Genomic DNA, 25,154 nt, shown 5'->3' on the forward strand with positions numbered 1-25,154 from the left:
CCTCACAACTTATTAACAGTTGGTTAATTGAGATATGGTGCGAAAACGTAACGTTTCAACTGCCCGGTTTGTTCCGACGGTAAAATTCCCGTGATTCCAATAACAAGCAGCAGTTGACCCGTTAGCTTCCCAGATCGGCGGAAACACTGTTGCGCCGCGGCTGCCAGAGCCCGCGTTCAATCGCCTCACGCAGCCGATCCTTGATATCGCGCAACGCATCCGCATTGTGATCGGCAATAAAATCGCGCACCTCGGCATCGCCAAGATAGGCGTCATAGACCAGATCGAAGTGATGATCGGCAACGCAACGCGCCGTCGCGGCAAAGGCAAACAGATAATCAACTGTTGCTGCCATCTCGAATGCGCCCTTATAGCCGTGGCGCATCACGCCCTTGATCCATTTGGGATTAACCACGCGTGCGCGCACAACACGGGCGATTTCTTCTTCCAGCGTGCGGATTTTCGGGCTTTCCGGGCGGGAATGGTCACTGTGGTAAACTGTCGGCTGCTTGCCTGATAGATTGCGTACAGCCGATGTCATTCCACCTTCGAACTGATAATAATCATCCGAGTCCAGAAGATCATGTTCGCGGTTGTCCTGATTATGGACGATTGCGTCGACCTTCGAAAGCCGGGTTTCAAACAGATCGCGTGCCGCCGTGCCCTCTGCCCCGTTGCCATAGGCGTAGCTGCCCCAGGCAAGGTAGGCATCGGCAAGATCGTCTTCATCTTCCCAAAGCTTTTCATCAATCATCGCCTGCAGACCGGCACCATAAGCACCGGGCTTTGAGCCAAACACGCGGAAACCGGCCTGTCGGGCAGCCTGATCATCCGCGACACCTTGGCTGCGGAGTTTTTCGGCCTCGGCCTTCACACGCACGGCAATCGGATTGGTATCAGCCGGTTCATCGGCTTGATCGGCCACCGCACGCACGGCACTGTCGAACAGATCAATCAGGCCCGGAAAGGCATCGCGGAAGAAGCCGGAAATGCGCAGGGTCACGTCCACACGCGGCCGACCCAGTACCGATGCCGGCATGATTTCAAAACCGGTTACCCGGCGCGATGCGCTATCCCAAGTCGGGCGCACCCCCATCAGGGCAAGTGCCTGCGCGATGTCATCTCCGCCCGTGCGCATGTTGCTGGTCCCCCAGACCGACAGGCCAAGCGCAGTTGGCCATTCGCCATGGTCCTGCACATGGCGTTCCAGCAACAACTCGGCCGATTTCCAGCCCAACTGCCAGGCCGCCGGGGTTGGCACGGTGCGGGTATCGACCGAATAGAAATTGCGCCCGGTCGGCAATACATCCGGGCGCCCACGGGTCGGAGCACCAGATGGGCCGGGTTCAACAAACTTGCCAGCAAGACCCCGCAAAAGGCCCTCGATCTCCGCCGGGCCACAGCCGGTCACAGAGGGGCGAATATTTGTTTCGATATCAGAAATAACGTCACATACAGCAAACCATGCCGGATCAGCCTTCACCGCGCCCTTGATCAGATCGCGTGCCAGAAGCTCGATCCGTTCCACGGTATCGCCGGTGGTGCGCCATGGACCAATATCACCCGCATCATAGGCTGCCAGCACGTCGGGCTTGGTCCCCGGCCAGAATTCGGCAAAGGCGCAATCAAGCGGGTCAAAGGCCGGATCATCAAGGATGTCCTTGGCAATTGCGCGATGCAGGGATGCCTTGGGGCCGGTGTCCGACCCGCGCGGCAGACGAGCGAGGGCAACCAGCAGATCGGTCAGAAGATCACCTTCAGGGGCCTTGCCATAGATATGCAGGCCATCGCGGATCTGAAGTTCCTTGAGCTCGCACAGATAGTTATCAAGCTTGGCAAGCGCACTTTCTTCGTCTTCGCCGGCCTCAATCCCGCAATCACGGTCAAGCCCGATGCGGATCGCCAGTTCAAGGATGTCACGTTTGAGGATCACAAGGCGGCGCGGATCAACTGCAGCGGCGTCATAATATTCATCAACCAGCGCTTCGAGATCCTTGAGCGGCCCGTAACTTTCCGCCCGCGTTAAAGGCGGAGTCAGGTGATCAAGGATGACTGCCTGTGCGCGGCGCTTGGCCTGTGTGCCTTCGCCCGGATCATTGACGATAAAGGGATAAAAATGCGGGGTCGGGCCAAAGACGGCCTCAGGGAAGCATTCCTCGGAAAGTGCCAGTGATTTGCCCGGCAACCATTCCATATTGCCATGCTTGCCAAAATGAATGATCGCATCGACGCCAAACACATGTCGCAGCCAGATATAAAACGCGAAATAGTTGTGCGGCGGCACCAGATCGGGCGAGTGGTAACTTTCAAGCGGATCGATGTTATAGCCGCGCGCGGGCTGCAAGCCGACCACCACATTGCCAAGCGGCAAGATCGAAAGGGCAAAGGCATCCTGATCGGCGAGATAGAACGGATCGTTCTTTGGGTCACCCCAAGCCTCTAACACCTGATCGCGGATAGATTGCGGCAGGGCATCAAACGCCGTTTGATAGTCCGTGCGCGATAGGGTCACACGAATATCGCGGGTCGCAAGCGATTTGAAATCATTGGTTGGCCCGGCCTTGATCGCCGCAATCAGGGCATCGCCATCGGCTGGCAGATCATCAAGCGCATACCCTTCGCCCTGCATGGCACGAAGGGTTTCGATCATGCCGGCCGGTGTATCAAGCCCGACGCCGTTGCCCAGACGGGCATCCTTGTTGGGATAGTTCGCCATAACCATCGCAACCTTGCGCGAAGCTGTATCAGTTCTGCGCAAGCGTACCCAGTTGGCAGCAAGTTCGGCGGTAAAGGCCACGCGATCACGCACCGGGATGTATTTCACCAGATCGATCTGGGTGAGCTCGTCCTTGCCAGCCGATCCCTTGAACGACACGGCACGCGCAAGGATACGACCATCGACCTCGGGCAGGGCGACATTCATCGCGATATCGCGCGCGGCCAGACCATTGACGCCGTCACGCCAAGCTTCCCCGCCACCGCCCGATAGCACCACCTGAAAAACCGGGGCGTCCACCGCGTCGAACGGCCCGCCTTTTCGTTCCACTCCCGGAACAGATATCGCAAAGCCGGTGGTATTAAGGATCAAATCCGCGCTGGTTTCGGCCAGCCAATCCTCGACCAATGCTGCTGCCACCGGATCCTTGAGGCTGGCGACGAAAATCGGCAATGGATTCATGCCATTGGCACCAAGTTCCTCAACCAGCGCGTCAATAACATCCAGATTGGCGGCCTGCACCAAAGAGCGATAGAAGATGATCGGTGTAACTGGTTGATTTTCAAACCAATTCGCGCGGATTTCATCAAGACCGGCTTGCGCCTTTCCCGGCCAATATCCCCCGGCCTTGACCAGCGGGGCGGCGGGCGACCAGTTCCAGTTCACGTTTGAATTTAGGTTTTCGTATATAAGACGAAGTAAATTCTCGGAATTTTGTGGTCCGCCTTCGATCAGGTAGCGCCAGATATTCTGATATTCACGCCCCTTGACGGTCGAAAGCGATAAAAGCTCCGCATCGGGTTGATCATCACCGGGCAGCAGGACCAGCGGGATGTCCTTGGCACGCGCAAGGGCGACCAGTTGTTCGATGCCGTAATCCCAATAGCCGCGCCCACCCAAGATGCGCACGATGATGAATTTGGCATCAGAGAGCACATCGTCGATATAGAGATCGACCGACATGTTGTGGCCAAGCTGCAGCAAACTTGCCAAACGCAAGGAAGGGGTCGCGTCCCCGAATGCCTCGAACAAACGCCCCTGCGCCCCGGCAAGACAGGCCAGTTCAGACTCCGCGGCTGACAGGATCACCACATCGCCGGGTTGCTGTCCGAGGTCGACGGCCTCACTGCCGTCCGTGACCATTCCGGGCTGGGCTGCCAAAAGATGCATCGCGCGATCCGTATCCTTGCGTCGGTATGTCGAAAAGGGTGCCCTGACCGGATGGCTGTTTGCATCCGGTCAGGGTAGGTTTCACTAGATCAAATGGGATCAGGCGGCCTTGATGGCGGCTTCGATCGCATCGCGATCCAGGCCATGCAGACCAATTACCACCAGTTCCGAGCGGCGGGTTTCCCCGTCCGCCCACGGGCGATCGAAATAGCGCTGGAAACGTTCACCAACACCCTGAACCACATGGCGCATCGGTTTGCCCGGCACATCAAGGAAGCCCTTGATCCGCAGAACGTCAAACTGGCGCACAACATCAATCAGACGCTTTTCAAGGCTTGCCGGATCACTGATCGCATCAAGCAAGACAACAAAGCTGTCGAAATCATCATGATCATGTTCATGACCATCGTCATGATGGCTCGGACGGCTATCAAGATCGTCTTCAGCCGCCGCACCAAGCCCCAGCAGGATGGCATTCTCCACCCGTGAATGAGCGGTCGCGATGATCTTGACCGACGGCTTTTTCAGCTCTGCCCGGATGTCGGCCTCGACCTTGCTGCGTTCTGCATCCGTCAGAAGGTCCGTCTTGTTCAGAACCACCATATCGGCACAGTGAAGCTGCTCTTCGAACAATTCTTCAAGCGGGCTTTCATGATCAAGATTGTCATCAGCTTCGCGCTGGGCCTGCACCGCATGATGATCATGGGCAAAAAGGCCATCACGAAGCGCTGCACCATCCAGAACAGCCACCACACCATCAACCGTCACGCGCGATCGGACTTCCGGCCAGTTAAACGCCTTTACCAGTGGCTTTGGCAGGGCAAGACCAGAAGTTTCGATAACGATATGATCTGGCGGCGTTTCACGATCAATCAGGCTTTGGATGGTTGGCAGGAAGTCATCGGCCACCGTGCAGCAGATGCAGCCATTGGCCAGTTCAACCACATCATCCTCCGCGCAACCTTCGATTCCGCAGCCATTGATGATGCCGCGATCGACACCGAGATCGCCAAATTCATTAATGATCAGCGCAATGCGTTTGCCATCAGCATTTTCCAGCATGTTGCGGATCATGGTTGTTTTGCCAGCGCCCAGAAAACCGGTAATGACGGTTGCCGGGATCTTGCCCAATTGTGCCATTTGTAAAATCCTTAAAAATCAATTCTTTATGTTACTATTTGACCTGCATCGGAATGCCGGCGACCACCAGAGTGACCTTGTCTACCCGTTCCGCGATACGTTGATGAAGGCGCCCGGCATGATCGCGAAAGGCACGTGCCATTGCATTTTCCGGCACGATGCCAAAACCGACCTCGTTCGAAACAAAAAGGACCGACACGACAAGCGTTGGTACCAGATCACAAAGGGCCCTGATTTCGTTATCAATGTCGCGATCTTCGAGCATCAGATTGGTCAGCCACAAGGTCAGACAATCGACCAGAACCGGCTTGCCGTCCGCGACATTACAGGTCTGCAAGGCCGAACAAAGTTCAAGCGGCTCTTCAAGAGTCTGCCAAAGGTCGCCGCGCGATTGTTTGTGAAGATCAATGCGGTTAGCCATTTCATCATCCCAGGCCCGCCCGGTTGCGATATAGGTTCCGCCGCCTGCCTGATTGATGATGTTTTCAGCAAACCGGCTTTTGCCGGATCGTGCCCCACCAAGGATAAGATGCGTCGCGCCAAGGGGGGCTGTGGGGGGTAAATTCTGGGTCATCCCGTTTCTTCCTCGCCATGGCCTCCCACCGAGGCCCGATTGCGTCGCCACCATCTAAAGAATAGTGACACCTTCGGCAGGTTTCCTGGCTGCGGGCATGAAAGCGATCCGCCTTCCCGGTTGCCCGGTGGCTGGTCTGGCACCATAGCGCCGACCCGGATCTCCCAACCCGATACAGTTGCGGGGGCAGCATCGGCCTTGCACCGATTTCCCATCACCGAACGGTGCGGCGAACCTATCAGGTTTGCCAAAAATGCCAAAGGTCATTCTGGGTACTTAACCCTTCGTTGTGCACGCACCCTAATCGGAAGGTCAGTATTTGTAAGAATTGTCTTCTTGAGAGGTCATACCATTTCAGCCAACATCATATTGTTGAACTGGAGTCAGAGACGGAAAAATCCGCGATCTGGTGAAACCCGGGGTTAAAGACATCTCCCGGCTGGCCAAGGAACACGCTTGGCCGAAACTACTTGGGGTAATCTGGATTTTTCAAGACCAATGGCTATTCGTTCTCATCTAACCAAAATCCGACAGTTGAACGCGCCAACCTGGACCACGTCGTCTCGCAAGGACATGTGGCTGGGGTTGCTGGGCCGTCTGAACAGCCCGGATCAATCCTTTCAGGAATTTCTCGAACAATACGCGACCGAAGGCGAGATTACGCTGGCACGGCGCGATGTACGTGAAATCTTTGCCAAGGATGCGGGAAAAGGCGTGATCGCGACCATCATCTGGTCCCATGAACGTGGCATTCGGGTGAACGCACTGTCGCTGCTTGTCCGCGATATGCCGACCCTTGTGACCCTGATGTCGATTTCGGATTTTGGTCAGGAAGAGTTGAACGAACTTCTTTCCCAGCCTGGTATTTCGGTTCCGACCGCGAGCAAAATGTTGTCCGCCTGTGGCAAGACTTATTGCGGGATGCCGGCCGCAATCATTGATGACACCGTCATTCAGGTGATTGAAAACGCATCCTTTGCTGGTGATTTTCCCAATGTTGCCAAGCTGCGCGGCAAATCGCGCAGCCGTCCGGTACCCTATTATCAGGCCTATCTGCGCGATGTTTTCGACATCTGCGAAAAATATGATCTGAGCCCGGATATGGTCGACCGCTATCTGGCGGAACATGCGCTTGATGATATGGCGTCCGACATCGAACTGGCTTCAGCCTGACCAAAAAAGCGCTGATTGACCCCGGTCACGCGCCAGCCCGGCTCCTCGACCCCGTCGATATATTCAAGCGTGGTCAGGCCAAGGGTGTCGATATGAAACGCCAGTGCGGTTTCAAGTGACAAGCCCAACGCATTGGCGAGCATCGCCCGCACCGTGCCGCCGTGAACGACCGCAACAATATCGCGTCCGGCCCAATCCGCGCTGAGACGCCCAAAGACAGGACCGACGCGCGCAACCACATCAGCAAAGCTTTCACCATTTGGCGGTTGTTGACGGGCAAAATCCGTCCAGAACCGGGTTGTTTCGCCCTTGGGCAAATCGTTCCAGTTCTGTAATTCCCAATCACCGAAATGTTGCTCGGCAAAACCGCTTTCTGCCTGTGGCGATATGTCCTTATCCATAAAGCCCTGAAGACTGCGGGCTGTTGCATGTGTACGCGACAGGTGGCTTGTTACCCATGCTGCATCTTTCGGCAGTTGACGTGCTAACGCTGCAAGCGCCTTTTGATCGGAAAGGTCGGCTGGCATATCACTTTGGCCATAGACCAGCCGTCTGGGATTTTCGACCGGGGCGTGACGCACCAGCCACCAGCGGGTTGTTTTCAAAGTACTCACGGCTTTCCTTTTAATTGCTGTGCTGGCTGATCAAAGAATGGCGATAAAGGCGATGCCGATAAACAGTTCGGTCATAATCTGGGTCGCGCCCAGGACATCGCCCGTCTGACCACCGATCTGCCATTTCGCCACGAGAGCGACAAGACCAACCGCCAAAATCCCACTAAGCAGAATGGCCAGCGTCGCCAAGACCCCCGATAAAACAAGCGCAAGAATCGCGGCTAGGCTAACGCCAAGCCCCACCATCATCAGATTTGGTCTGCCAGCCCCCTGGCTCAAACCATCAGCGCGTGCCGGGGGCAGGACATGCATCACAACCGGCATGGCTGCGCGCGATACGATTGCCATAACCAGAAACAGAATGGCTGCCTGCCCGGCATCACCCGCCGCAGACAGCAGGATCAGCCGCAGGCCAAAACACAGGATCAGGGCAACAACGCCGTAAGTGCCGATATGGCTGTCGCGCATGATTTCAAGTTTCCGCGCGCGTTCAAACCCGCCACCAAATCCATCGGCACAATCAGCCATGCCATCTTCATGCATTGAGCCGGTCAACAAAACCATGCCAGCCAAAGCTACAATCGCAAAAATCAGTGTATTGGCCGTCAGGGTATAGACCAGCATGGCGGGCAGCAGGGCAAACCCGGCCAACAAAAGCCCGACCAGCGGCCAGGACCAGACCGACCGTGCGATCAGCTCGGCGCGGAAATCATCAATCCCCCGAACCGGAACACGGCTTAGCAACGCCGAAGCACGCCAGAAGTCGGAAATCGGCGAAACCGTAATTGGTACATCTGCCCCGGTGTCGTGGGTGGATTGGCCCGATGAATCTGCGCTTTGCATATTTGTTTCGTTTTGGTTATGATCTTTGGACACCATAAATTTCCGATTTTCAAACTGGCAATCTGTTGCGCCCGGGCCTAGTTTGGGCTGACTTCCTGAACCGCTTTAATAAATTGGTTTCCGAGCCTAATCCTTACCATCGCGGAAGCCAAGCGGAACACATCAAGCACCGATGCCGCCAGCCGGAGACCCACATGTTCAATCCGAAACACCCGCCGCAAAATCTTGAGGAAATTCGCGCCCTTCTCGCCGAACTTCCCGATGTCGATCAGGAAGCGCAAGCCGCTGTTCGTGAACGCGAGCCGACATTGACCAAGCCTGCAGGGTCGCTTGGACGGCTTGAGGATTTCAGCCTGTGGCTCGCGGGTTGGCAGGCCACATCACGCCCGCGTATGTCGCGGCCGCGTGTCACGGTTTTTGCCGGTAGTCACGGTGTCGTGGCGCAAGGCGTTTCGGCCTTCCCGGCCAGTGTGAACCAGCAGATGGTCGAAAACTTCATAAATGGCGGGGCTGCGATCAACCAGATTTGCAAATCGGTCGATGCGGAACTGCGTGTCATGGAAGTCGCGCTTGAAATTCCGACCAACGATTTTGCCAATGAGCCTGCGATGGATGATGAAGGCTGTGCCGAGGCGATGGCCTTTGGCATGAGCGCGATTGAAAAGGGGCTGGATCTGTTTGTGCCTGGCGAAATGGGTATCGGCAACACCACCTCGGCGGCGGCAATTTCGCACGCGCTTTATGGCGGAGACGCCGCAGACTGGACCGGGCGCGGCACCGGAATTGATGACACGACCCTGAGCCGCAAGACGCGCGTGGTGGGCGATGCCATCATCCTGCATAAAAACCAGATGCATGACGGCCTTGATGTTTTGCGCTGTGTCGGCGGGCGTGAAATTGCCGCCATGGCCGGTGCGATCATTGCCGCACGTTTTTCACGGGTTCCGGTCTTGCTTGATGGGTATGTTTCCTGCGCTGCGGCAGCTGTTCTGGCCGCGATGCGCCCGGATGCCCTTGATCATTGTCTGGTCGGGCATGTGTCGGCAGAACCCGGCCATGCAAGGTTGATTGAAAAGCTCGGCAAGGAAGCGCTGATCAATTTCGGCATGCGCCTTGGCGAAGGGTCTGGGGCAGCACTTGCCATCCCGCTTTTGCGTGCTGCTGCGGAATGCCACACCGGTATGGCGACCTTTGAGAAAGCCGGGATCGATGGCAAGGACGACGGTTGATGCCTGATCGCCCGACTTGATTGATCAAACGCCCAATAGCGCCGGGTATCCGGCGCTATTTTTTTGTCCGCTCGTTCATAAGCTGCTCGACATGGCGGCCCTGGAACATGGTGATGTTGATCGAATGACCGAACTTGATCGCACGTTCATCATCACAGCGGCACAGAATAACGCGGGTATCACCGGATTCAGCCACGGCCGCGCGCATCGTTTCTCGATGTTCGTCATCCATGTTTTCCATTTCCGGATCCCACAGCATCTTGATCATATCAACGCCAAGTTTGTTGCGGTTGATATAGGGCAGGGACAGGTGGCTGATGCCATCAATACAGATGCGATAACCGCGATCACGGCAGAAATCACGGGCAAAGAAGAACGCGCCAAGATCGGCAAAGATATCGATCTTTTGCAGCTCAAGCACGATTGTGCCACGTTGACCGGCCTTGACGTTACTGTCAAAGGTCAGGAAATCGGGTGACAGCAGGGTCGAAACATTCAGATTGATACTGACCGAACCCGTTACCGATGCGTCATTTGATCGCGTCAGAAGCGAGAGCATCCGGCGATCAAGAATTTCGGTCAGATGCTGAAACAGCCAGCGGTTTGACAGCACATTGACATCAGGCAGCAGGGTATCCTGCAAATCCTTGATAGAAATAAACAATTCATGGAAAACCGGCGTCGGGTGCGCGTCACCCACCACGGCACAGATCGCCTGACGCCGCATCAGGTTGGACAAATCGGCACGGCGGAGCGACTCATCAATTCGTCCCAAGATTTTCGGAGTCAGCGGTGCGCGATCGTCGCTCAGTTCCGGATGGTCATTGTGACGTTCGGCCGCCTTGCTGACTATTTTCGGGCGATTGGCATTGGCCCGGACCAGCATCTGGGTCAGATGCAGGAATTCCTTATATTGCTGACCGACGTCGTAATAGTCGGTGAAGGTGGCAGGCGCGCCGCTTTCATCCTTGCCATCACTGATCAGCGGATCATCATTAAACAGGAATTTCAGCCGGAAGATGACGGCATTGACCTCGTCCATCTCTGCTGCATCAAAGATGAAAATCAGATCCTGGTTGGACAGGGTGAAGATACGCCCGGTGACTTCGGGGACGATTTCCTCAAACGCGGTAATGGCTGTCCGGATGTGGTGATCACGGCGGTTAAAGGGCAACAATTTGGAAAAATGCACATGGATTGCACCAACGCCGTCCTTGCGCCGCTCAAGGCGTCGCACATAGTCAACGAGGAAGGCTTCGGGCGATGGAAGTGAGCTATCAGACATGAATGCAATAACCAGAAGATTGTTTTGACGGAATCACAGCCGCTAATCTGCCCAAACCACGATAACGCCCGTCCATTAACAGGTTATGTATTTAGCATTCATACAAGTTGAAACCAAACGGGAATATCGGGCAATTTCAGACATGTCGACGAAACGATAAGTCGTAGCTTTCCACCAACCAAGCTGCTAGTTTCAGGCCGTTTTGATATCAGAGCGATAAGGTTGAAGACGATATGTGGCGACGCAAACGCGTTTTGGTAACGGGTGGCGCAGGGTTCCTTGGTTCTCATTTGTGTGAACGCCTGCTTGAAGAAGGCAATGACGTTCTGTGCGTCGATAATTTCTTTACCGGCACCAAAGACAACATTGTCCATCTGCTCGACAAACCGCATTTCGAGCTGATGCGCCACGATGTCACCTTTCCGCTCTATCTGGAAGTGGACGAGATTTATAACCTTGCCTGCCCGGCATCGCCGATACATTACCAGCACGATCCGGTCCAAACAACAAAGACCAGCGTGCATGGCGCGATCAACATGCTGGGCCTTGCCAAACGCGTGGGCGCCAAGATTTTCCAGGCTTCGACCAGCGAAGTTTATGGCGATCCGGAAGTCCATCCGCAGACTGAAGATTACCGCGGCAACGTCAATCCGATCGGCCCGCGCGCCTGCTACGATGAAGGTAAGCGCTGCGCAGAAACGCTGTTCTTTGATTATCACCGTCAGCATGGCCTTGATATCAAGGTCGCCCGTATCTTCAACACCTATGGCCCGCGCATGCATCCGCAGGATGGCCGTGTGGTTTCTAACTTCATCATTCAGGCACTGCATGGCGAAGACATCACCATTTATGGCGATGGCCAGCAGACCCGATCCTTCTGCTTCTACACCGATCTGATTGAGGGGTTTGTAAGGCTGATGGCAACGAACAAAACTGTTACCGGCCCGATGAACCTTGGCAACCCGCATGAAATTACCATTCGAGAACTTGCCGAACGGGTGATCGAAATGACCGGCGCCAAATCCAAGCTGATCTTCAAGGATCTTCCGGCAGATGATCCGTTGCAGCGCAAACCAGATATTACCTTTGCGCGCAATACCCTTGATGGCTGGGAACCGACCGTGAAACTTGAAGCGGGCCTTGGATCTACCATCGAATATTTCCGCGATCTGATTGCGAAACACGGCTGAGACGACTTAGCGAACAGGACCTGAATTACCCATGGATATCAAAGCCTTTTTCGACGCCGAGTTTGACGAGCATCTTGATCTGGTCAACAAGACCCGCGAAGACACGCGTGATGCCTTTATTGAACTGGTCGAGATTTGCACCGATGCGCTGAATGACGGCAACAAACTGCTGTTCTTCGGCAATGGCGGTTCTGCTGCCGACGCCCAGCATATCGCCACCGAATTCACGGTTCGCTATATCAATGATCGTCGCGCGCTGCCGGCGATTGCGCTGACCACCGATAGCTCCGCCCTGACAGCGATCGGCAATGATTTCGGGTTTGATCACCTGTTTTCACGCCAGATCGAAGCCCTAGGTAACCCGGATGATGTCGCGATTGGCATTTCGACGTCGGGCAACAGCAAGAACGTCAATCTTGGACTGGCCAAGGCCAAGGAAATGGGGCTGATTGCAACCGGCTGGACCGGCAAGACCGGTGGCGACATGGTGGATCTGTGTGACCCGCTGATGATCGTTCCGAGCAACACCACCGCCCGCATCCAAGAAATGCATATCCAGATTGGCCAGATGCTGGTCGGTGCGCTTGAACACACGCTTGGCCTGACGAAGAAATAACCGGCGACCAACCAAAACGCCTGAATACTCTGACAAAACAAAGAATTGCGACCATGACCGATCTTAGCCATCTGGCCCAACAGGTTGAACAACTGACCGATGCCAAAGTCCTTTGTATTGGCGATGTCATGCTGGATCGGTTTGTCTACGGGTCGGTCACCCGTATTTCGCCCGAAGCACCCATTCCCGTCATTCGGGTGGAACGCGAAAGTGCGATGCTGGGTGGGGCGGGGAACGTCACGCGCAATGCGACTGCCCTTGGTGCGTCGGTGCAGTTCCTGTCGCTGGTGGGGGATGATCTGCCCGGTCGCGAAGTCATGGAATATGTCGCAGGCGACAACGGTGTTGAGCCCTATATCCAGACGGAACGCAACCGCCCGACGACAATCAAGACCCGCTATATCGCTGGCGGACAGCAATTGTTGCGATCTGACAACGAAACCACAAATGACATTGCTCCGGCCACTATCAGCAACATCTCGACCCTGGCTGGTCAGTTGGCCCCGGATGTTGCGGCGATTGTTCTTTCAGACTATGGCAAGGGCGTGTTGCATGCCGATGTTGTCGCCGCGGCAATTGAAGCTGCGCGCGCGGCAGGAAAGCCGGTTATCGTCGACCCCAAAGGCAATGATTACAGCATCTATCGCGGAGCAACGGTGGTAACGCCCAACCGCGCAGAAGCCGAAGCAGCAACCGGCATTGCCGTCATTAGCGATGAAGATGCGGTTGCAGCCGCGACCAAAATCATTACCGAATGCGGCATCGAGAATGTCCTGCTTACCCGTAGTCAGGATGGCATGACGCTTGTCACCAAGGATGGCGAGGCGCTTCACCTGCCAACCGAAGCGCGCGAAGTCTTTGATGTGTCGGGTGCTGGCGATACGGTCGTTGCCTGCCTTGCGTCGGCGGTTGCAGCCGGATCAAGCCTTGCCGATGCCGCGCGCATTGCCAATGTTGCCGCCGGTATCGTGGTTGGCAAGATCGGCACTGCTGTTGTCTATCCCGACGAGCTGATTTCCACCCTGCATCATCATGATCTGATGATCGGTGAAGCCAAACTTATGCCGCTTGATCGTATGGTCGATCGCGCAGAACGCTGGCGGCGCAAGGGATACACAGTCGGCTTTACCAATGGCTGCTTTGATCTGTTGCATCCGGGCCATCTCAGCCTGCTGAAACAGGCGCGGGCAAACTGTGATCGCCTGATTGTCGGTCTGAATTCCGATGCGTCGGTCAAACGCCTGAAGGGCGAAGCCCGCCCGGTTCAGTCCGAGGCCGCACGTGCCGCCGTTCTGGGGTCCCTTGAAACAGTCAGTGGTGTGGTGATCTTTGGCGAGGACACGCCGATTGAGCTGATCTCGGCCATCAAGCCTGACATTCTGGTCAAAGGTGCCGATTACACCATCGACAAGGTTGTCGGTGCTGAAATCGTTCAAGCCTATGGCGGCAAAGTGGTTCTGGCCAACCTTGAAGATGGCTTTTCGACCACATCGACCATCGCACGGATGAACAAGGGCAAGGATTAAGCGTCCGACCCCAAATCATCGTCATTAGGCCAAGGCTCGATGATCAGATCCGGCCAGATTTTCTGCCAACGGGTCACCTTGGCTTCATAAACCTTTTTGACCGGCAGAACCGTGTTCGGGACAACCCGACCTTCCATCACGGCCGAAAGACCGAACGGCGCATAGATGCGATAGGCATCAATGCCGTCCGTGTTTGCATCCTTGCGCACGCCAATCGCACTTGTCTGATAGGCAAAGCGGTCAATACCGTCGCTGGCCGCACGCACGGCGCCATATGGCACACCGAACTTTTCCGGATACCAGATCGGCACACGCGCCTGATTGCGGATTTCCACCGAAGCCGCGATATCTGCAAACAGTTCAGCTCCTTGGGCGATCACGCGGTCTTCGGCTTGCCATTCCGTATCGGGATCGAAATAAAAAAGATCATAATCGGCAATATCAGATTCCGGGGCACGGTTGGCCTTGATGTTCCAGATCGTCTGGGCAAGGCAGCCAGCGGTTAACCACCAGTCTTCGATCCCGAGCGCAGAAAACCGGTCAAGGATCAGACGATTGACGGGGTTTTGCAGGATGCCGTCATGGAACTCGCGGCCAAGCGGAATGTCACTGGCGCGTTGCCCGGCACTCATAGCGAGACCCAGATCACTTTAAGAACAATCGGCCAAGCGCCATTGATCAGACAGGAGGTTGTGAAAAGCCTCAATGCCCGGTCGATATCCAACGCTGTCAGATCGCGGCGACCATCGCCGATATAGGGGTCAGCCACCACTTCACTGCCATATTGGCGCGGCCCTGCAAGGGCGATTTCAAGGGCGCCGGCAAAGGCGGCTTCCTGCCAACCCGCATTGGGGGATTTATGTTTTTTGGCATCGCGCAGCATGGTTTCCCACGCCGCTTTGCCACTGGTTTTGCCACCGATCCACGCGGCAAGGCAAATCACACCACCAGCAATTCGGGCCGGGATAAAATTCACCACATCGTCAAGGCGCGCGGCAAAACGCCCGAAGTAAAGATAGCGGTCATTGCGGTGACCAATCATCGAATCAAGCGTGTTGATCGCCTTATAGGCACAAATGCCAATCGGCCCGCCGATAACATACCAGAACAGAGGTGCCACCACGCCGTCCGAAAAGTTTTCCGCACAGCTTTCAATGGCGGCCCGGCTAACCCCGGCCTCGTCCAGCGTATCGGGATTGCGCCCGACAATCATTGAAACCGCCTTGCGGCCACCGGCGATGCCATCTTTCTTAAGCGCGATCGATACGGCTTTGACATGCTGATAAAGGCCCTTCTGCGCGATCAGAACCGCGACCAGAAGCACCTCAAACACCATGAAGACTTCCCCAAATGCGGAGATAAATTGCACCACCCCACCGAAGGCGGCAGCAACAGCAATAACCGCAAGGCTTGTAATCGTGCCGCGCAGCAACCGGTCGGCATTGCTGCGATCTGGTCGGGTCAGACGTTTTTCAAACCAGGCAATCAGATTGCCAACCCAGACAACCGGGTGCCCGATCCGCGAAAACAGCCATGGGAAATCACCAAACACCGCATCCAACACCAGTGCCAACACCAGCATTGTGAAAAGCGGCCCGAAAAACGCGGGCTCCGGGATCAGAAAATCGGTGAAGTTCGGTTCCATGGCGGCAATGTGCGCGGTGATCGACAAGGCGTCAATGCCAATGACGATGGGTAGGTATAAGTCCCAATGGAATCAGGGAATTTGCCATCAGGTTTTCGGTTTGCTAGAAACGTTTCATACAAAATTTTAATTTATCATACATCGTCTTGATAAATCCTGCCTGCCCTGAACCACGTAAAGGCAATCAACCATCGCCCGGCACCCCACGGGACCCCATTACAGAACAGCCAAGAGAACAGAAAGCCAGATCATCACGCCACAACATCTTCGATACCGGGCCGATAGCAGCCCACAATAAGTAGTATTTTCATCGCCCGTGCCCCTTGCGCATCATCTTGGCGTACCTGCCGCTTGCATTCCGCAAGCCAATCGGTGAAAACGGGGGTGGCATCGGGTACCGCATGGCAAAAATGTCGTGCGAAGAACACCATCAGAGAGAGACAAAGGAGCAGCCTTTTATGTCCCCCAAAGGCGCAGTAATGATTTGCGGTCACGGTTCGCGCGACGAACGCGCGGTTTCACAGTTCAACGCCATGGTTGAAACGATGAAACAAACCCACCTGGCCGACTACGATGTCGAAAGCGGCTTTCTCGAATTTGCCCACCCGATCCTGCGTGACGGCTTTGAAAAGCTCAAAGCCATGGGTCACAAAAAGATTTATGCCCTGCCGGGTATGCTGTTTGCTGCCGGTCACGTTAAAAACGACCTGCCGAGCGAAGTGAACAATTTCGCCCATGAGAACCCGGATATCGAAGTCCTGTTTGGCCGCGATCTTGCCATTGATCCCAAACTTCTGATGGCAGCAAAAGAGCGCATCGAAGAAGCACTTGTCGACGCTGATGACAGCATCGAGCGCAAGGACACGCTTTTGATGGTGGTCGGGCGCGGCACCAACGACCCGGACGCCAATTCCAACGTCTATAAAGTCGCGCGCATGCTACAAGAAGGCATGGGCTTTGGCCGGACCGAAATCAGCTATTCCGGCGTTGCCCATCCGCGCGTCAATGCGGGCCTGCGCGAAGCGATGAAGCTTGGTTACAAGCGCGTTGTCGTCTTCCCGTACTTCCTGTTTGCCGGCATCCTGATTGATCGCATCTATACCCATACCGATGAAGTCGCAGCCGAATTTGGCGATGTTGAATTCATCAAGGCGGGCTATCTCAAGGATCACCCGATGGTGCTTGAAAGCTTTGCCGAGCGCCTGGCCGAGATCGATACCGGCGATAACAACATGAACTGCCAGCTGTGCAAATACCGCGAGCAGATCATTGGTTATGAAGGCGATGTCGGCACCCCGCAGGTTGGCCACCACCATCATGTGATGGGCATCGGTACCGACGGGCACAGCCATGACCATGGTCACCACCATCATCATGGCCACGGACATCATCATCACGGTCATAGCCATGGCCACAGCCATGATCACGGGCACAGCCACGCCCATGATCGTGACGATGCGAAAAAGCCGACCGGTTCCTGACCGGTCGATCCCTGTCCCCTGAAAGGCGCGGTAATGTTTGACTATCTGCGTGACCCGCAGGAAATCTACGCCAAAAGCTTTGCCACCATCGAGGCCGAGGCAAAGCTTGCGCGCTTTTCAGAGGATGAACGCCCGATCGCCATTCGCATTATTCATGCCTGTGGCATGGTCGAAATGGCCGATCAGATCACCTTTGGCAGGGATGTGGCATCGGCAGCCATCACCGCGCTTCGGGCCGGAAAACCTATTCTCTGTGACGCGGAAATGGTCCGCCATGGCGTCATTTCCCGGCTTCTTCCCGCCGAAAATCCGGTGCTGTGCACCTTGAATGACGGCGATACGCATGGTCTGGCAGCCGAGCTGGCAACAACGCGGTCTGCTGCCGCTGTCGAGGGCTGGAAAGATCATATCGAAGGCGCAATAATCGCGATTGGCAATGCGCCGACCGCCCTTTTCCATTTGCTTGAAGCCATCCACGATGACCGGATGGCGAAGCCCGCAGTCATTATCGGCATGCCGGTCGGCTTTGTCGGTGCAGCGGAAAGCAAGGATGCCCTGATTGCCCATGCCAACGGCATTCCGTTTGTCACGCTGCGCGGCCGGTTTGGCGGCAGTGCGGTAACAGCGGCCACCGTCAACGCATTGGCCCGCATGGCTCGCGATGATGATGCCACACCCGATGGCACGCTTGATCGCAAGAAAGGCGGGTTGTCATGAATGAACAATCCCCGATCAAGGGCCGCATTACGGTGATTGGCATTGGTGAGGATGGCTATGACGGCCTTTCCCCACTTGCCCACCAAATCCTTGAAAAAGCCAGCGTCATCTTTGGTGGCAAACGCCATATTGCCATGCTGCCGGGCAGCAACATCGCCACCCAGAACAAATGGATCACACCGTTTGAAGCCAACCTGCCCCTGATCGAGGATTGTCTTGATCAGAACCCTGTGGTGTTGGCCAGTGGTGATCCAATGTATTTCGGCGTTGGCAATACATTGATCAACTATTTCGGGCCGGAACCGGTTTACGCCATCCCGGCGCCGTCAAGTATTTCACTGGCGGCATCGCGCCTTGGCTGGCCGCTTGCCGATTGTGATGTCATTACCCTGCATGGCCGCGACCCCGAAAGCCTGCGCAGCCATCTGCGCCCGCACGGCAAACTGATTGCACTGAGTGCTGATGGATCGACGCCGGCTCTGGTGGCCGTCATGCTGTGTGAGGCTGGCTTTGATCAGAGCCGCATGTCGGTTTGCGAACGCCTTGGTGGCCCGGAAGAACGCATTACCACCCAGACCGCACAAACCTGGCAGGCGCGGGCAACATCGATGCCCGACATCAAGCCGATTGATCCGCTCAATCTGATCATGATTGATCTCGAGGCCGGCCCCAACGCCAAACCGCTGCCCAAGGGTCCCGGTCTTCCTGATGATGCCTTTATCCATGATGGCATGATCACGAAATCGGAAATCCGTGCGCAGACTTTATCTTCTCTCGCCCCGTTTGAGGGTGGCGTGCTTTGGGATCTGGGCGCTGGATGTGGCTCCATCTCGATTGAGTGGAAGCGCATGGGGGGTCTGGCAGTTGCGATCGAGCGGGACGCAGAACGCTGTGCACTCATCAAAAAGAACGCCATTCGCCTTGGCGTGCCAAGCCTGGCGGTCGAGCAGAAATCAATTGAAGAGGCATTGGCCTTTACCGATCGCCTGCCCAAGCCCGATGCCATTTTCATCGGCGGGGGAATCACCATTGATGGCCTGCTTGATACCTGTTGGGACCTGCTGCCAATCCATGGACGGCTGGTGGCCAATACGGTGACGCTCGAAGGCGAAGAACAATTATTACGGTTTTACAATAAAAATGGTGGCAGCCTGACGCGCCTGTCGGTTTCCCGGCTGGTGCCGCGCGGCGGTTTCAAGGGATGGAGCAATCTGGCCCCGGTCACCCATTACCTCGGAGTAAAAGCATGAGCAGTGCGGAACGTCCCGCAAGGCCCCTTCCGGTGGCCGGAACGGCCTATGGGCTTGGCATCGGACCGGGCGAGCCGGATCTGATCACGCTTAAGGCCTATAACGTCCTGCAAAAGGCCGATGTGATTGCCTATCCAGCCCTTGAGGACGGTGTCAGTCTGGCGCGTCAGATCGTTGATCCACACATCCCCGACGGCCGGATTGAAATCGCCATTCGCATTGAAATGGGCAAGCCCGCTGATCCGGTCTATGACGCAGCCGCACTTGAAATCGGCAAGCATCTGGCAGATGGCAAAACCGTTGCTGTTCTGTGTGAAGGAGATCCGTTCTTCTATGGCAGCTTCATGTATCTGTTTGGCCGTCTGGCAGAGGCCGGTTATCCGGTCAAAACCGTTCCGGGTGTCAGCTCCATGATGGCCTGTGCCGCCCAGCTTGGCGCACCGCTTGCCGCCAAGAACGATGTCTTGCAAGTCATTCCCGGCCCGCTTGATGCCGACCGCCTGCGCGAACAGCTCGCCAAAACCGATGCCGCTGCGATCATTAAACTGGGTCGTCACTTTGCCAAGGTTCGTGCCGTGATTGATGAACTCGGCCTGACGGATCGGGCGCGCTATATCGAACGCGCAACGCTTGAGACCCAGAAAATGGTGCCGCTTGGCGATTTGCCAGACGATGCCAAGGCCCCGTACTTTTCCATGATCCTGATCCACCGTCGCGGAGACGCATGGCGATGACCGCCCAGAACAATAACAACAATCCGGCACTGCCGACCGATCCGATTGCCCCGATTGCGGTGATCTGCCTGACCCAGCGCGCTCTTCCGACCGCGCGCAAGATTGCATCAAACCTGCAAGGTGCGACCGTGCATGGCCTGCGCACCCGGGTTTCGACAAGCGATGTCGATATCGCCTTTGACGATACCATTGCGCATCTGCAACAAACCTTTTCGACCGGGCATGTCATCATTGGCGTCTGCGCATCGGGCATCCTGATCCGCGCCCTTGCCCCGTTGCTGAGTGGCAAGTGGCAGGACGCCGCGGTTATTGCCGTTGATGAAGCCGGTGATACCTTCATCCCGCTTCTGGGTGGGCATCACGGCGGCAACCGTTTGGCGCGCGATCTGGCTGATCGACTGGGCGGCTTTGCCGCCATCACCACGCCGGGCGATGCAATGCTTGGTCTTGCCCTTGATGAACCGCCAGCCGGTTGGAAACTGGGCACCCCCGAAACCGTCAAACCGGCAACGGCAGCACTTCTGGCGGGGGCATCCGCAAGGCTCGAGATCGAGGCCGGATCGGCCGCATGGCTGACCAACAGCGCGATTGCCCAATCTGATGACGGCAGGGTCGTAATCACCGCCACCGCACGCGCAACCGATCAGTCGGATGCCGAAGAAAACGGACCGGAGACCGCGATCACCTATCATCCGCCGGTTCTGGCACTGGGTGTTGGCTGCGAACGCGGCTGCCCGGTCGATGATCTTTATGATCTGGTGATGGAAACACTGGCCGGACAATGTCTGAGCCCCAAGGCGATTGCCTGTGTGAGCTCGATTGATCTGAAGGCCGATGAAGCTTGCGTCCATGAACTGGCAAGCCGTCTTGGTGTACCGGCACGATTCTTTGATGCCAAAACCCTTGAGGCAGAGGCAGACCGACTTGTCACCCCGTCTGACGTCGTCTTTGCCGAAACCGGCTGCCACGGCGTTGCCGAGGGAGCTGCACTGGCAACTGTCGGTGCCAAGGGCAAGCTGATCGTGCCCAAGCACAAGACCAAGAAATCCACCTGTGCCGTTGCCCTGTCCCAGGATGACATCATCCCGGAGAACGTCGGAACCGCGCAGGGCCGACTTTCGATTGTTGGCATCGGACCGGGTCAGATCGGTTGGCGCAGCCCGGAGGCCACCGCATTGATCGGACGTGCCACCGACATTGTCGGCTATCAGATGTATCTTGATCTTCTGGGCCCGCTGATCGATGGCAAGGATTGCCATCATTCAGATCTTGGCGCCGAAGAAGCCCGTGCCCGTCATGCGCTGGAACTGGCTGCTACCGGCAAGGATGTCGCCCTGATCGGATCGGGGGATGCAGGCATCTATGCGCTTGCCACCCTGGTGTTTGAATTGCTTGATCGCGAAGATCGCGCCGACTGGAACCGGGTCGCGGTGCAGGTGTCACCGGGCATTTCCGCCCTGCAGGCGGCGGCATCGCGGATCGGTGCGCCGCTGGGTCATGATTTCTGCGCGATTTCGCTGTCAGACCTTTTGACCCCGCGCGAGGATATCCTGCGCCGCCTGAAAGCCGCAGCCGAGGGCGATTTCGTGATTGCGTTTTATAACCCGGTATCCAAGCGCCGCCGCGACTTGCTAGCGAAAGCGCGTGATATCCTGCTTGAACACCGCCAGGATGATACCCCTGTGGTTCTTGGCCGGCAGCTTGGCCGCCCGGATGAGGAAATCACGGTCGTTCCGCTTTCGAAACTAGAAGTCGACATGGTCGACATGCTGACCACCGTGCTGGTCGGGTCCAGCAACAGCCGCCACATCACACGCGGCGAAAACGAATGGGTCTATACCCCGCGCGGCTATGCCAAAAAGGGCCCGGACGCCGCCAAGGCACCGGTCCTGAGCACATCTGCGCACAGCACTTCCGACACCCCAAAAAACGACAAGGCAGACTAATGACTGTTCATTTTATTGGCGCCGGCCCCGGTGCCCCGGACCTGATCACTGTGCGTGGCTTGCGTCTGATCGAAAAATGCCCGGTCTGTCTTTATGCCGGGTCACTGGTGCCTGAAGAAATCGTCACGGCTGCCCCCGATGGCGCACATGTGGTCGATACAGCCCCCATGAACCTTGATGAAATCATAGCCGAGATCGAGGCTGCCCACGCCAAGGGTCAGGATGTCGCGCGCGTACATTCCGGGGATCCATCGATTTATGGCGCCATTGCCGAACAGATCCGCCGTCTGGATGATCTGGGCATACCCTATGACATCACGCCGGGCGTTTCGGCCTATGCCGCGACGGCCGCTGAAATCGGTGCGGAATTGACCCTGCCAGATATTTCGCAAACAGTGATCCTGACGCGGACCGCCATGCGGTCATCGAGCATGCCCGATGGTGAAAGCCTCAAGGAACTTGGCAAATCACGTGCGACGCTGGCGGTGCATCTGTCGATCAACAACCTTGCCAATGTCGTGCGCGACCTGACGCCGCATTACGGTGAGGACTGCCCGGTTGTGATTGCCTATCGCGCGACCTGGCCCGATCAGAAATACATTTTCGGCACCCTTGGCGATATCCGCGCAAAGGTCAAAGGAAGCGGCATCACGCGGACCGCACTGATCATGGTGGGCGAAGTTTTCGGTCGGAAAGATTTTACCGACTCTAGATTATATGCCGCTGATCACACCCATGTTCTACGCCCGGCAAAAGCCTGATTGAGGCGGGCGGATGTGAAGTCCGCCCGTTTTTTGTACAAACCATCTGATCACCGAGTTTATTTTTTCATCAGATCAGTAGTTTGCTGAAAAATCTGTCATTTCAACCGTGAACATCCTTGACCGTCCCCTGCCTGCCGCCCTTTAATCAAAGGGTAATAAAGGGGAGTATGCATGTTCAACGAGATGAGTGTTGACGACCAAATTCGCGAACCTTATCGCGCCTTGGTTGACTGGATGGAAGCAAGCGGCCCCGAGGTTCTCGAACAAAAGCGCCTTGAAGCCGAAACCCTGTTCCGCAAGATCGGCATCACCTTTGCCGTCTATGGCGAGGGCGGGGATCCCGAACGGCTTATTCCCTTTGATCTGATTCCACGCATCTTCACGTCCCAGGAATGGCGCAAGCTTGACCGTGGCGTCAAACAGCGCGCCCGGGCGCTGAATGCGTTTCTTTATGACGTCTACCACAATGCCGAAATCATCAAGGCCGGCATCATTCCGGCGGATCTGGTGTTTCGTAACGAGGCGTTCGAGCCAGCCGTAATCGGCATTGATCCACCGCGCAATGTCTATAGCCATATTGTCGGTGTCGATATCGTGCGCACCGGCCCCGAAGATTTTTATGTTCTCGAAGATAACTGCCGCACGCCGTCTGGCGTGTCCTATATGCTTGAGAACCGCGAAATCATGATGCGCATGTTCCCTGATCTGTTCAAAAGCCTTCGGATCGAGCCGGTCGAAAGCTATCCGGACATGCTTTTGAAAACCCTTAAAAGCATCGCACCGCGCAAATGCGACCGTGATCCCAACATTGTCGTCCTGACCCCGGGAGCGATGAACAGTGCCTATTATGAACATTCCTTCCTTGCCGATCAGATGGGGGTTGAGCTGGTCGAAGGGCAGGACCTGTTTGTGCATGAAGACCGGGTCTATATGCGCACCACGCGCGGTCCGGCCCGGGTTGATGTTATCTATCGCCGCATTGATGATGCCTATATCGATCCGCTCTGTTTCAAACCTGACTCGGTTCTTGGCATTCCCGGCCTGATGAATGTGTATCGCTCGGGCGGGGTGGCGATCTGTTCTGCACCGGGGGCCGGTGTTGCCGACGACAAGGCGGTTTATACCTATGTGCCTGATATGATTCGCTTCTATCTGGGCCAAGAGCCGATCCTCAATAACGTTCCGACCTGGAAATGCGGCAAGCCCGATGATCTGAAATACGTGCTTGAACACCTGGGTGAACTGGTGGTCAAGGAAGTCCACGGGTCAGGTGGCTATGGCATGCTGGTCGGGCCGGCATCGACCAAGGAAGAACAGGCGGCCTACGCCAAACGGATCGAAGCCGATCCCGGTGATTTCATCGCCCAGCCGACCCTGTCGCTGTCGGCCTGCCCGACATTTGTTGAAAGCGGTGTCGCACCCCGCCATGTCGATTTCAGGCCATTCTGCCTTGTTGGCGATGATGTGCGCCTGACACCGGGTGGTTTGACCCGTGTTGCTTTGCGCGAAGGGTCGCTTGTCGTGAACTCGTCGCAGGGCGGCGGGGTCAAGGACACCTGGATCATGAGCGATTAAAAGGAAAGGGTTGAGAGATGCTTAGTCGTACCGCAGACAACCTTTTCTGGCTGTCGAGATATGTTGAACGGGCCGAAAACATGGCCCGCCTGATGGAGATGGGCTATCGCATGGCGCTGATGCCTGCGGCCGCCACTGGCAACCGGTCGGAATGGGAATCGGTTCTGTCAGCATCGGGTTGCGCAGCGGGATATGATCCCGATGCCCCGTTGCGCCAGGAAGAGGTCGCCAATTTCCTGATCTTTAACCGTGATAACCCGTCATCGATCATCAATTGCTTTGAATATGCGCGCGCCAATGCACGCGCCATGCGCACCGCCATCACCGCCGAAATGTGGGAAGCATTGAACAATGCCCTGATGGAGCTTCGCCGTCCGTCGATGCACAATCTGGCCAAGAATGAACTGCCGGAATTCATCGATTGGGTCAAAAAACAGGGCGCGCTGTTCCGTGGTGCCACGGATTCCACCATTTTGCGCAATGACGGCTATGACTTCATCCGTCTGGGCACCTTTATCGAGCGGGCCGATAACACCGCCCGACTGCTTGACGTCAAATATTACGTTCTGCTGCCGGAAACCAGCATGGTTGGCGATGGTGTCGATAACTATCAATGGACCACAGTTCTGCGCGCGGCGTCATCATTGCGAGCGTTCCACTGGGTCTATCGTGATGATTATTCACCGCACCGGATTGCGCATTTCCTGATCCTTAATCCGTTCAGCCCACGGTCCCTTGCCCATTGCGCTGAACAGATTACCCAGCATCTTGAACGGCTGGCCCGCCATTATGGCCAGCGCCATAGCGTGCACCGCCAGGCGGTCGAGATGTATTCCCTGCTGACGCAAAGCGACATGGACGAGATCTTCTCGACCGGGCTGCATGAATTCCTGAACGATTTCCAAGGCCGCAACCGTATCCTGTCGCTGGCGATTGCTGACGCCTATCATTTCGGGGGGCAGTAAG

The 25,154-nt window shown here is 56.2% G+C and carries 21 protein-coding genes and 1 riboswitch; of the genes, 13 read left to right on the forward strand and 8 right to left on the reverse strand.

What is annotated here, in order from left to right:
* Positions 1-121 precede the first annotated feature (121 nt).
* From cobN to cobU, 3 genes are all read right to left on the reverse strand, one after another.
* A complete protein-coding gene (gene cobN, locus CMO10_RS00500) occupies positions 122-3,886 on the reverse strand; it encodes a cobaltochelatase subunit CobN (RefSeq protein WP_297018350.1) in 3,765 nt (1,254 codons plus the stop codon).
* 99 nt (positions 3,887-3,985) lie between these two features.
* The gene (gene cobW / locus CMO10_RS00505) at positions 3,986-5,026 is read right to left on the reverse strand and encodes a cobalamin biosynthesis protein CobW (protein ID WP_297018351.1); all 1,041 of its coding nucleotides are present in this window, start codon (positions 5,024-5,026) and stop codon (positions 3,986-3,988) included.
* A gap of 34 nt (positions 5,027-5,060) precedes the next feature.
* The gene (gene cobU, locus CMO10_RS00510) at positions 5,061-5,600 is read right to left on the reverse strand and encodes a bifunctional adenosylcobinamide kinase/adenosylcobinamide-phosphate guanylyltransferase (protein WP_297018352.1); all 540 of its coding nucleotides are present in this window, start codon (positions 5,598-5,600) and stop codon (positions 5,061-5,063) included.
* Positions 5,601-5,658: 58 nt separating this feature from the next.
* Positions 5,659-5,854, reverse strand: a riboswitch (cobalamin riboswitch).
* Positions 5,855-6,098: 244 nt separating this feature from the next.
* On the opposite strand from cobU, the gene CMO10_RS00515 reads away from it, so the two are divergent.
* The gene (locus CMO10_RS00515; protein WP_297018353.1) at positions 6,099-6,773 is read left to right on the forward strand and encodes a hypothetical protein; all 675 of its coding nucleotides are present in this window, start codon (positions 6,099-6,101) and stop codon (positions 6,771-6,773) included.
* Here the strand turns inward: CMO10_RS00515 and CMO10_RS00520 are convergent.
* Both CMO10_RS00520 and cobS read right to left on the reverse strand, forming a co-directional pair.
* Positions 6,713-7,387, reverse strand: coding sequence for a histidine phosphatase family protein (locus tag CMO10_RS00520; RefSeq protein ID WP_297018354.1), 675 nt, complete (start codon positions 7,385-7,387; stop codon positions 6,713-6,715). The genes CMO10_RS00515 and CMO10_RS00520 overlap by 61 nt on opposite strands.
* Positions 7,388-7,417: 30 nt before the next feature.
* Positions 7,418-8,230, reverse strand: coding sequence for an adenosylcobinamide-GDP ribazoletransferase (gene cobS, locus CMO10_RS00525; protein WP_297018355.1), 813 nt, complete (start codon positions 8,228-8,230; stop codon positions 7,418-7,420).
* A 194-nt stretch (positions 8,231-8,424) separates the two neighbouring features.
* On the opposite strand from cobS, the gene cobT reads away from it, so the two are divergent.
* On the forward strand, positions 8,425-9,459 hold the full coding sequence (gene cobT, locus CMO10_RS00530) for a nicotinate-nucleotide--dimethylbenzimidazole phosphoribosyltransferase (RefSeq protein ID WP_297018356.1): 1,035 nt from the start codon (positions 8,425-8,427) through the stop codon (positions 9,457-9,459).
* A 55-nt stretch (positions 9,460-9,514) separates the two neighbouring features.
* Here the strand turns inward: cobT and CMO10_RS00535 are convergent, their stop codons facing one another.
* Positions 9,515-10,744, reverse strand: a complete 1,230-nt coding sequence (locus CMO10_RS00535; protein ID WP_297018357.1) for an EAL domain-containing protein — start codon at positions 10,742-10,744, stop codon at positions 9,515-9,517.
* Positions 10,745-10,977: 233 nt separating this feature from the next.
* On the opposite strand from CMO10_RS00535, the gene CMO10_RS00540 reads away from it, so the two are divergent.
* Genes CMO10_RS00540 through rfaE1 form a run of 3 tightly spaced genes read left to right on the forward strand, consistent with a single transcriptional unit; the run spans position 10,978 to position 14,076 of the window.
* The gene (locus CMO10_RS00540; protein ID WP_297018358.1) at positions 10,978-11,934 is read left to right on the forward strand and encodes a UDP-glucuronic acid decarboxylase family protein; all 957 of its coding nucleotides are present in this window, start codon (positions 10,978-10,980) and stop codon (positions 11,932-11,934) included.
* 31 nt (positions 11,935-11,965) lie between these two features.
* On the forward strand, positions 11,966-12,550 hold the full coding sequence (locus CMO10_RS00545; protein ID WP_297018359.1) for a D-sedoheptulose 7-phosphate isomerase: 585 nt from the start codon (positions 11,966-11,968) through the stop codon (positions 12,548-12,550).
* 53 nt (positions 12,551-12,603) lie between these two features.
* On the forward strand, positions 12,604-14,076 hold the full coding sequence (gene rfaE1 / locus CMO10_RS00550; protein ID WP_297018360.1) for a D-glycero-beta-D-manno-heptose-7-phosphate kinase: 1,473 nt from the start codon (positions 12,604-12,606) through the stop codon (positions 14,074-14,076).
* On the opposite strand, the gene CMO10_RS00555 is transcribed toward rfaE1, so the two are convergent.
* Both CMO10_RS00555 and cbiB read right to left on the reverse strand, forming a co-directional pair.
* Positions 14,073-14,708, reverse strand: coding sequence for a nucleotidyltransferase family protein (locus CMO10_RS00555; RefSeq protein WP_297018361.1), 636 nt, complete (start codon positions 14,706-14,708; stop codon positions 14,073-14,075). The genes rfaE1 and CMO10_RS00555 overlap by 4 nt on opposite strands.
* On the reverse strand, positions 14,705-15,748 hold the full coding sequence (cbiB, locus tag CMO10_RS00560; RefSeq protein ID WP_297018362.1) for an adenosylcobinamide-phosphate synthase CbiB: 1,044 nt from the start codon (positions 15,746-15,748) through the stop codon (positions 14,705-14,707). The genes CMO10_RS00555 and cbiB overlap by 4 nt, the downstream gene beginning before the upstream one ends.
* A 431-nt stretch (positions 15,749-16,179) precedes the next feature.
* Between cbiB and CMO10_RS00565 the strand changes: the two genes are divergently transcribed.
* The 8 genes from CMO10_RS00565 (at position 16,180) to CMO10_RS00600 (ending at position 25,153) form a co-directional block, all read left to right on the forward strand.
* Positions 16,180-17,202, forward strand: a complete 1,023-nt coding sequence (locus CMO10_RS00565) for a sirohydrochlorin chelatase (RefSeq protein ID WP_297018363.1) — start codon at positions 16,180-16,182, stop codon at positions 17,200-17,202.
* A 33-nt stretch (positions 17,203-17,235) separates the two neighbouring features.
* On the forward strand, positions 17,236-17,919 hold the full coding sequence (locus tag CMO10_RS00570) for a precorrin-8X methylmutase (protein WP_297018364.1): 684 nt from the start codon (positions 17,236-17,238) through the stop codon (positions 17,917-17,919).
* Entirely contained in the window at positions 17,916-19,169 is a 1,254-nt protein-coding gene (gene cbiE, locus CMO10_RS00575; RefSeq protein ID WP_297018365.1) for a precorrin-6y C5,15-methyltransferase (decarboxylating) subunit CbiE, read from the forward strand. Before CMO10_RS00570 ends, cbiE begins: the two co-directional genes overlap by 4 nt.
* Positions 19,166-19,903 carry a precorrin-2 C(20)-methyltransferase gene (cobI, locus tag CMO10_RS00580; protein ID WP_297018366.1) on the forward strand — a complete coding sequence of 246 codons (738 nt, stop codon included), beginning with the start codon at positions 19,166-19,168 and terminating at the stop codon, positions 19,901-19,903. The genes cbiE and cobI overlap by 4 nt, the downstream gene beginning before the upstream one ends.
* Entirely contained in the window at positions 19,894-21,849 is a 1,956-nt protein-coding gene (gene cobJ, locus CMO10_RS00585) for a precorrin-3B C(17)-methyltransferase (protein WP_297018367.1), read from the forward strand. The genes cobI and cobJ overlap by 10 nt, the downstream gene beginning before the upstream one ends.
* Positions 21,849-22,610 (forward strand): precorrin-4 C(11)-methyltransferase, encoded by a 762-nt coding sequence (gene cobM, locus CMO10_RS00590; protein WP_297018368.1) that lies wholly within the window; start codon positions 21,849-21,851, stop codon positions 22,608-22,610. The genes cobJ and cobM overlap by 1 nt, the downstream gene beginning before the upstream one ends.
* A gap of 174 nt (positions 22,611-22,784) precedes the next feature.
* The gene (locus CMO10_RS00595; protein ID WP_044830065.1) at positions 22,785-24,188 is read left to right on the forward strand and encodes a circularly permuted type 2 ATP-grasp protein; all 1,404 of its coding nucleotides are present in this window, start codon (positions 22,785-22,787) and stop codon (positions 24,186-24,188) included.
* 17 nt (positions 24,189-24,205) lie between these two features.
* A complete protein-coding gene (locus tag CMO10_RS00600) occupies positions 24,206-25,153 on the forward strand; it encodes an alpha-E domain-containing protein (RefSeq protein ID WP_297018369.1) in 948 nt (315 codons plus the stop codon).
* Position 25,154 lies beyond the last annotated feature (1 nt).

The organism is Thalassospira sp. (genome assembly GCF_002709775.1).
Lineage (GTDB): Bacteria > Pseudomonadota > Alphaproteobacteria > Rhodospirillales > Thalassospiraceae > Thalassospira.

Bases quoted from the DNA above. Each gene is read 5' to 3' on its own strand.
- cobN (WP_297018350.1), bottom strand. From the start codon at position 3,886: ATGCATCTTTTGGCAGCCCAGCCCGGAATGGTCACGGACGGCAGTGAG.
- cobW (WP_297018351.1), bottom strand. From the start codon at position 5,026: ATGGCACAATTGGGCAAGATCCCGGCAACCGTCATTACCGGTTTTCTG.
- cobU (WP_297018352.1), bottom strand. From the start codon at position 5,600: ATGACCCAGAATTTACCCCCCACAGCCCCCCTTGGCGCGACGCATCTT.
- CMO10_RS00515 (WP_297018353.1), top strand. From the start codon at position 6,099: ATGGCTATTCGTTCTCATCTAACCAAAATCCGACAGTTGAACGCGCCA.
- cobS (WP_297018355.1), bottom strand. From the start codon at position 8,230: ATGCAAAGCGCAGATTCATCGGGCCAATCCACCCACGACACCGGGGCA.
- cobT (WP_297018356.1), top strand. From the start codon at position 8,425: ATGTTCAATCCGAAACACCCGCCGCAAAATCTTGAGGAAATTCGCGCC.
- CMO10_RS00535 (WP_297018357.1), bottom strand. From the start codon at position 10,744: ATGTCTGATAGCTCACTTCCATCGCCCGAAGCCTTCCTCGTTGACTAT.
- CMO10_RS00540 (WP_297018358.1), top strand. From the start codon at position 10,978: ATGTGGCGACGCAAACGCGTTTTGGTAACGGGTGGCGCAGGGTTCCTT.
- CMO10_RS00545 (WP_297018359.1), top strand. From the start codon at position 11,966: ATGGATATCAAAGCCTTTTTCGACGCCGAGTTTGACGAGCATCTTGAT.
- rfaE1 (WP_297018360.1), top strand. From the start codon at position 12,604: ATGACCGATCTTAGCCATCTGGCCCAACAGGTTGAACAACTGACCGAT.
- CMO10_RS00555 (WP_297018361.1), bottom strand. From the start codon at position 14,708: ATGAGTGCCGGGCAACGCGCCAGTGACATTCCGCTTGGCCGCGAGTTC.
- CMO10_RS00565 (WP_297018363.1), top strand. From the start codon at position 16,180: ATGTCCCCCAAAGGCGCAGTAATGATTTGCGGTCACGGTTCGCGCGAC.
- CMO10_RS00570 (WP_297018364.1), top strand. From the start codon at position 17,236: ATGTTTGACTATCTGCGTGACCCGCAGGAAATCTACGCCAAAAGCTTT.
- cbiE (WP_297018365.1), top strand. From the start codon at position 17,916: ATGAATGAACAATCCCCGATCAAGGGCCGCATTACGGTGATTGGCATT.
- cobI (WP_297018366.1), top strand. From the start codon at position 19,166: ATGAGCAGTGCGGAACGTCCCGCAAGGCCCCTTCCGGTGGCCGGAACG.
- cobJ (WP_297018367.1), top strand. From the start codon at position 19,894: ATGGCGATGACCGCCCAGAACAATAACAACAATCCGGCACTGCCGACC.
- cobM (WP_297018368.1), top strand. From the start codon at position 21,849: ATGACTGTTCATTTTATTGGCGCCGGCCCCGGTGCCCCGGACCTGATC.
- CMO10_RS00595 (WP_044830065.1), top strand. From the start codon at position 22,785: ATGTTCAACGAGATGAGTGTTGACGACCAAATTCGCGAACCTTATCGC.
- CMO10_RS00600 (WP_297018369.1), top strand. From the start codon at position 24,206: ATGCTTAGTCGTACCGCAGACAACCTTTTCTGGCTGTCGAGATATGTT.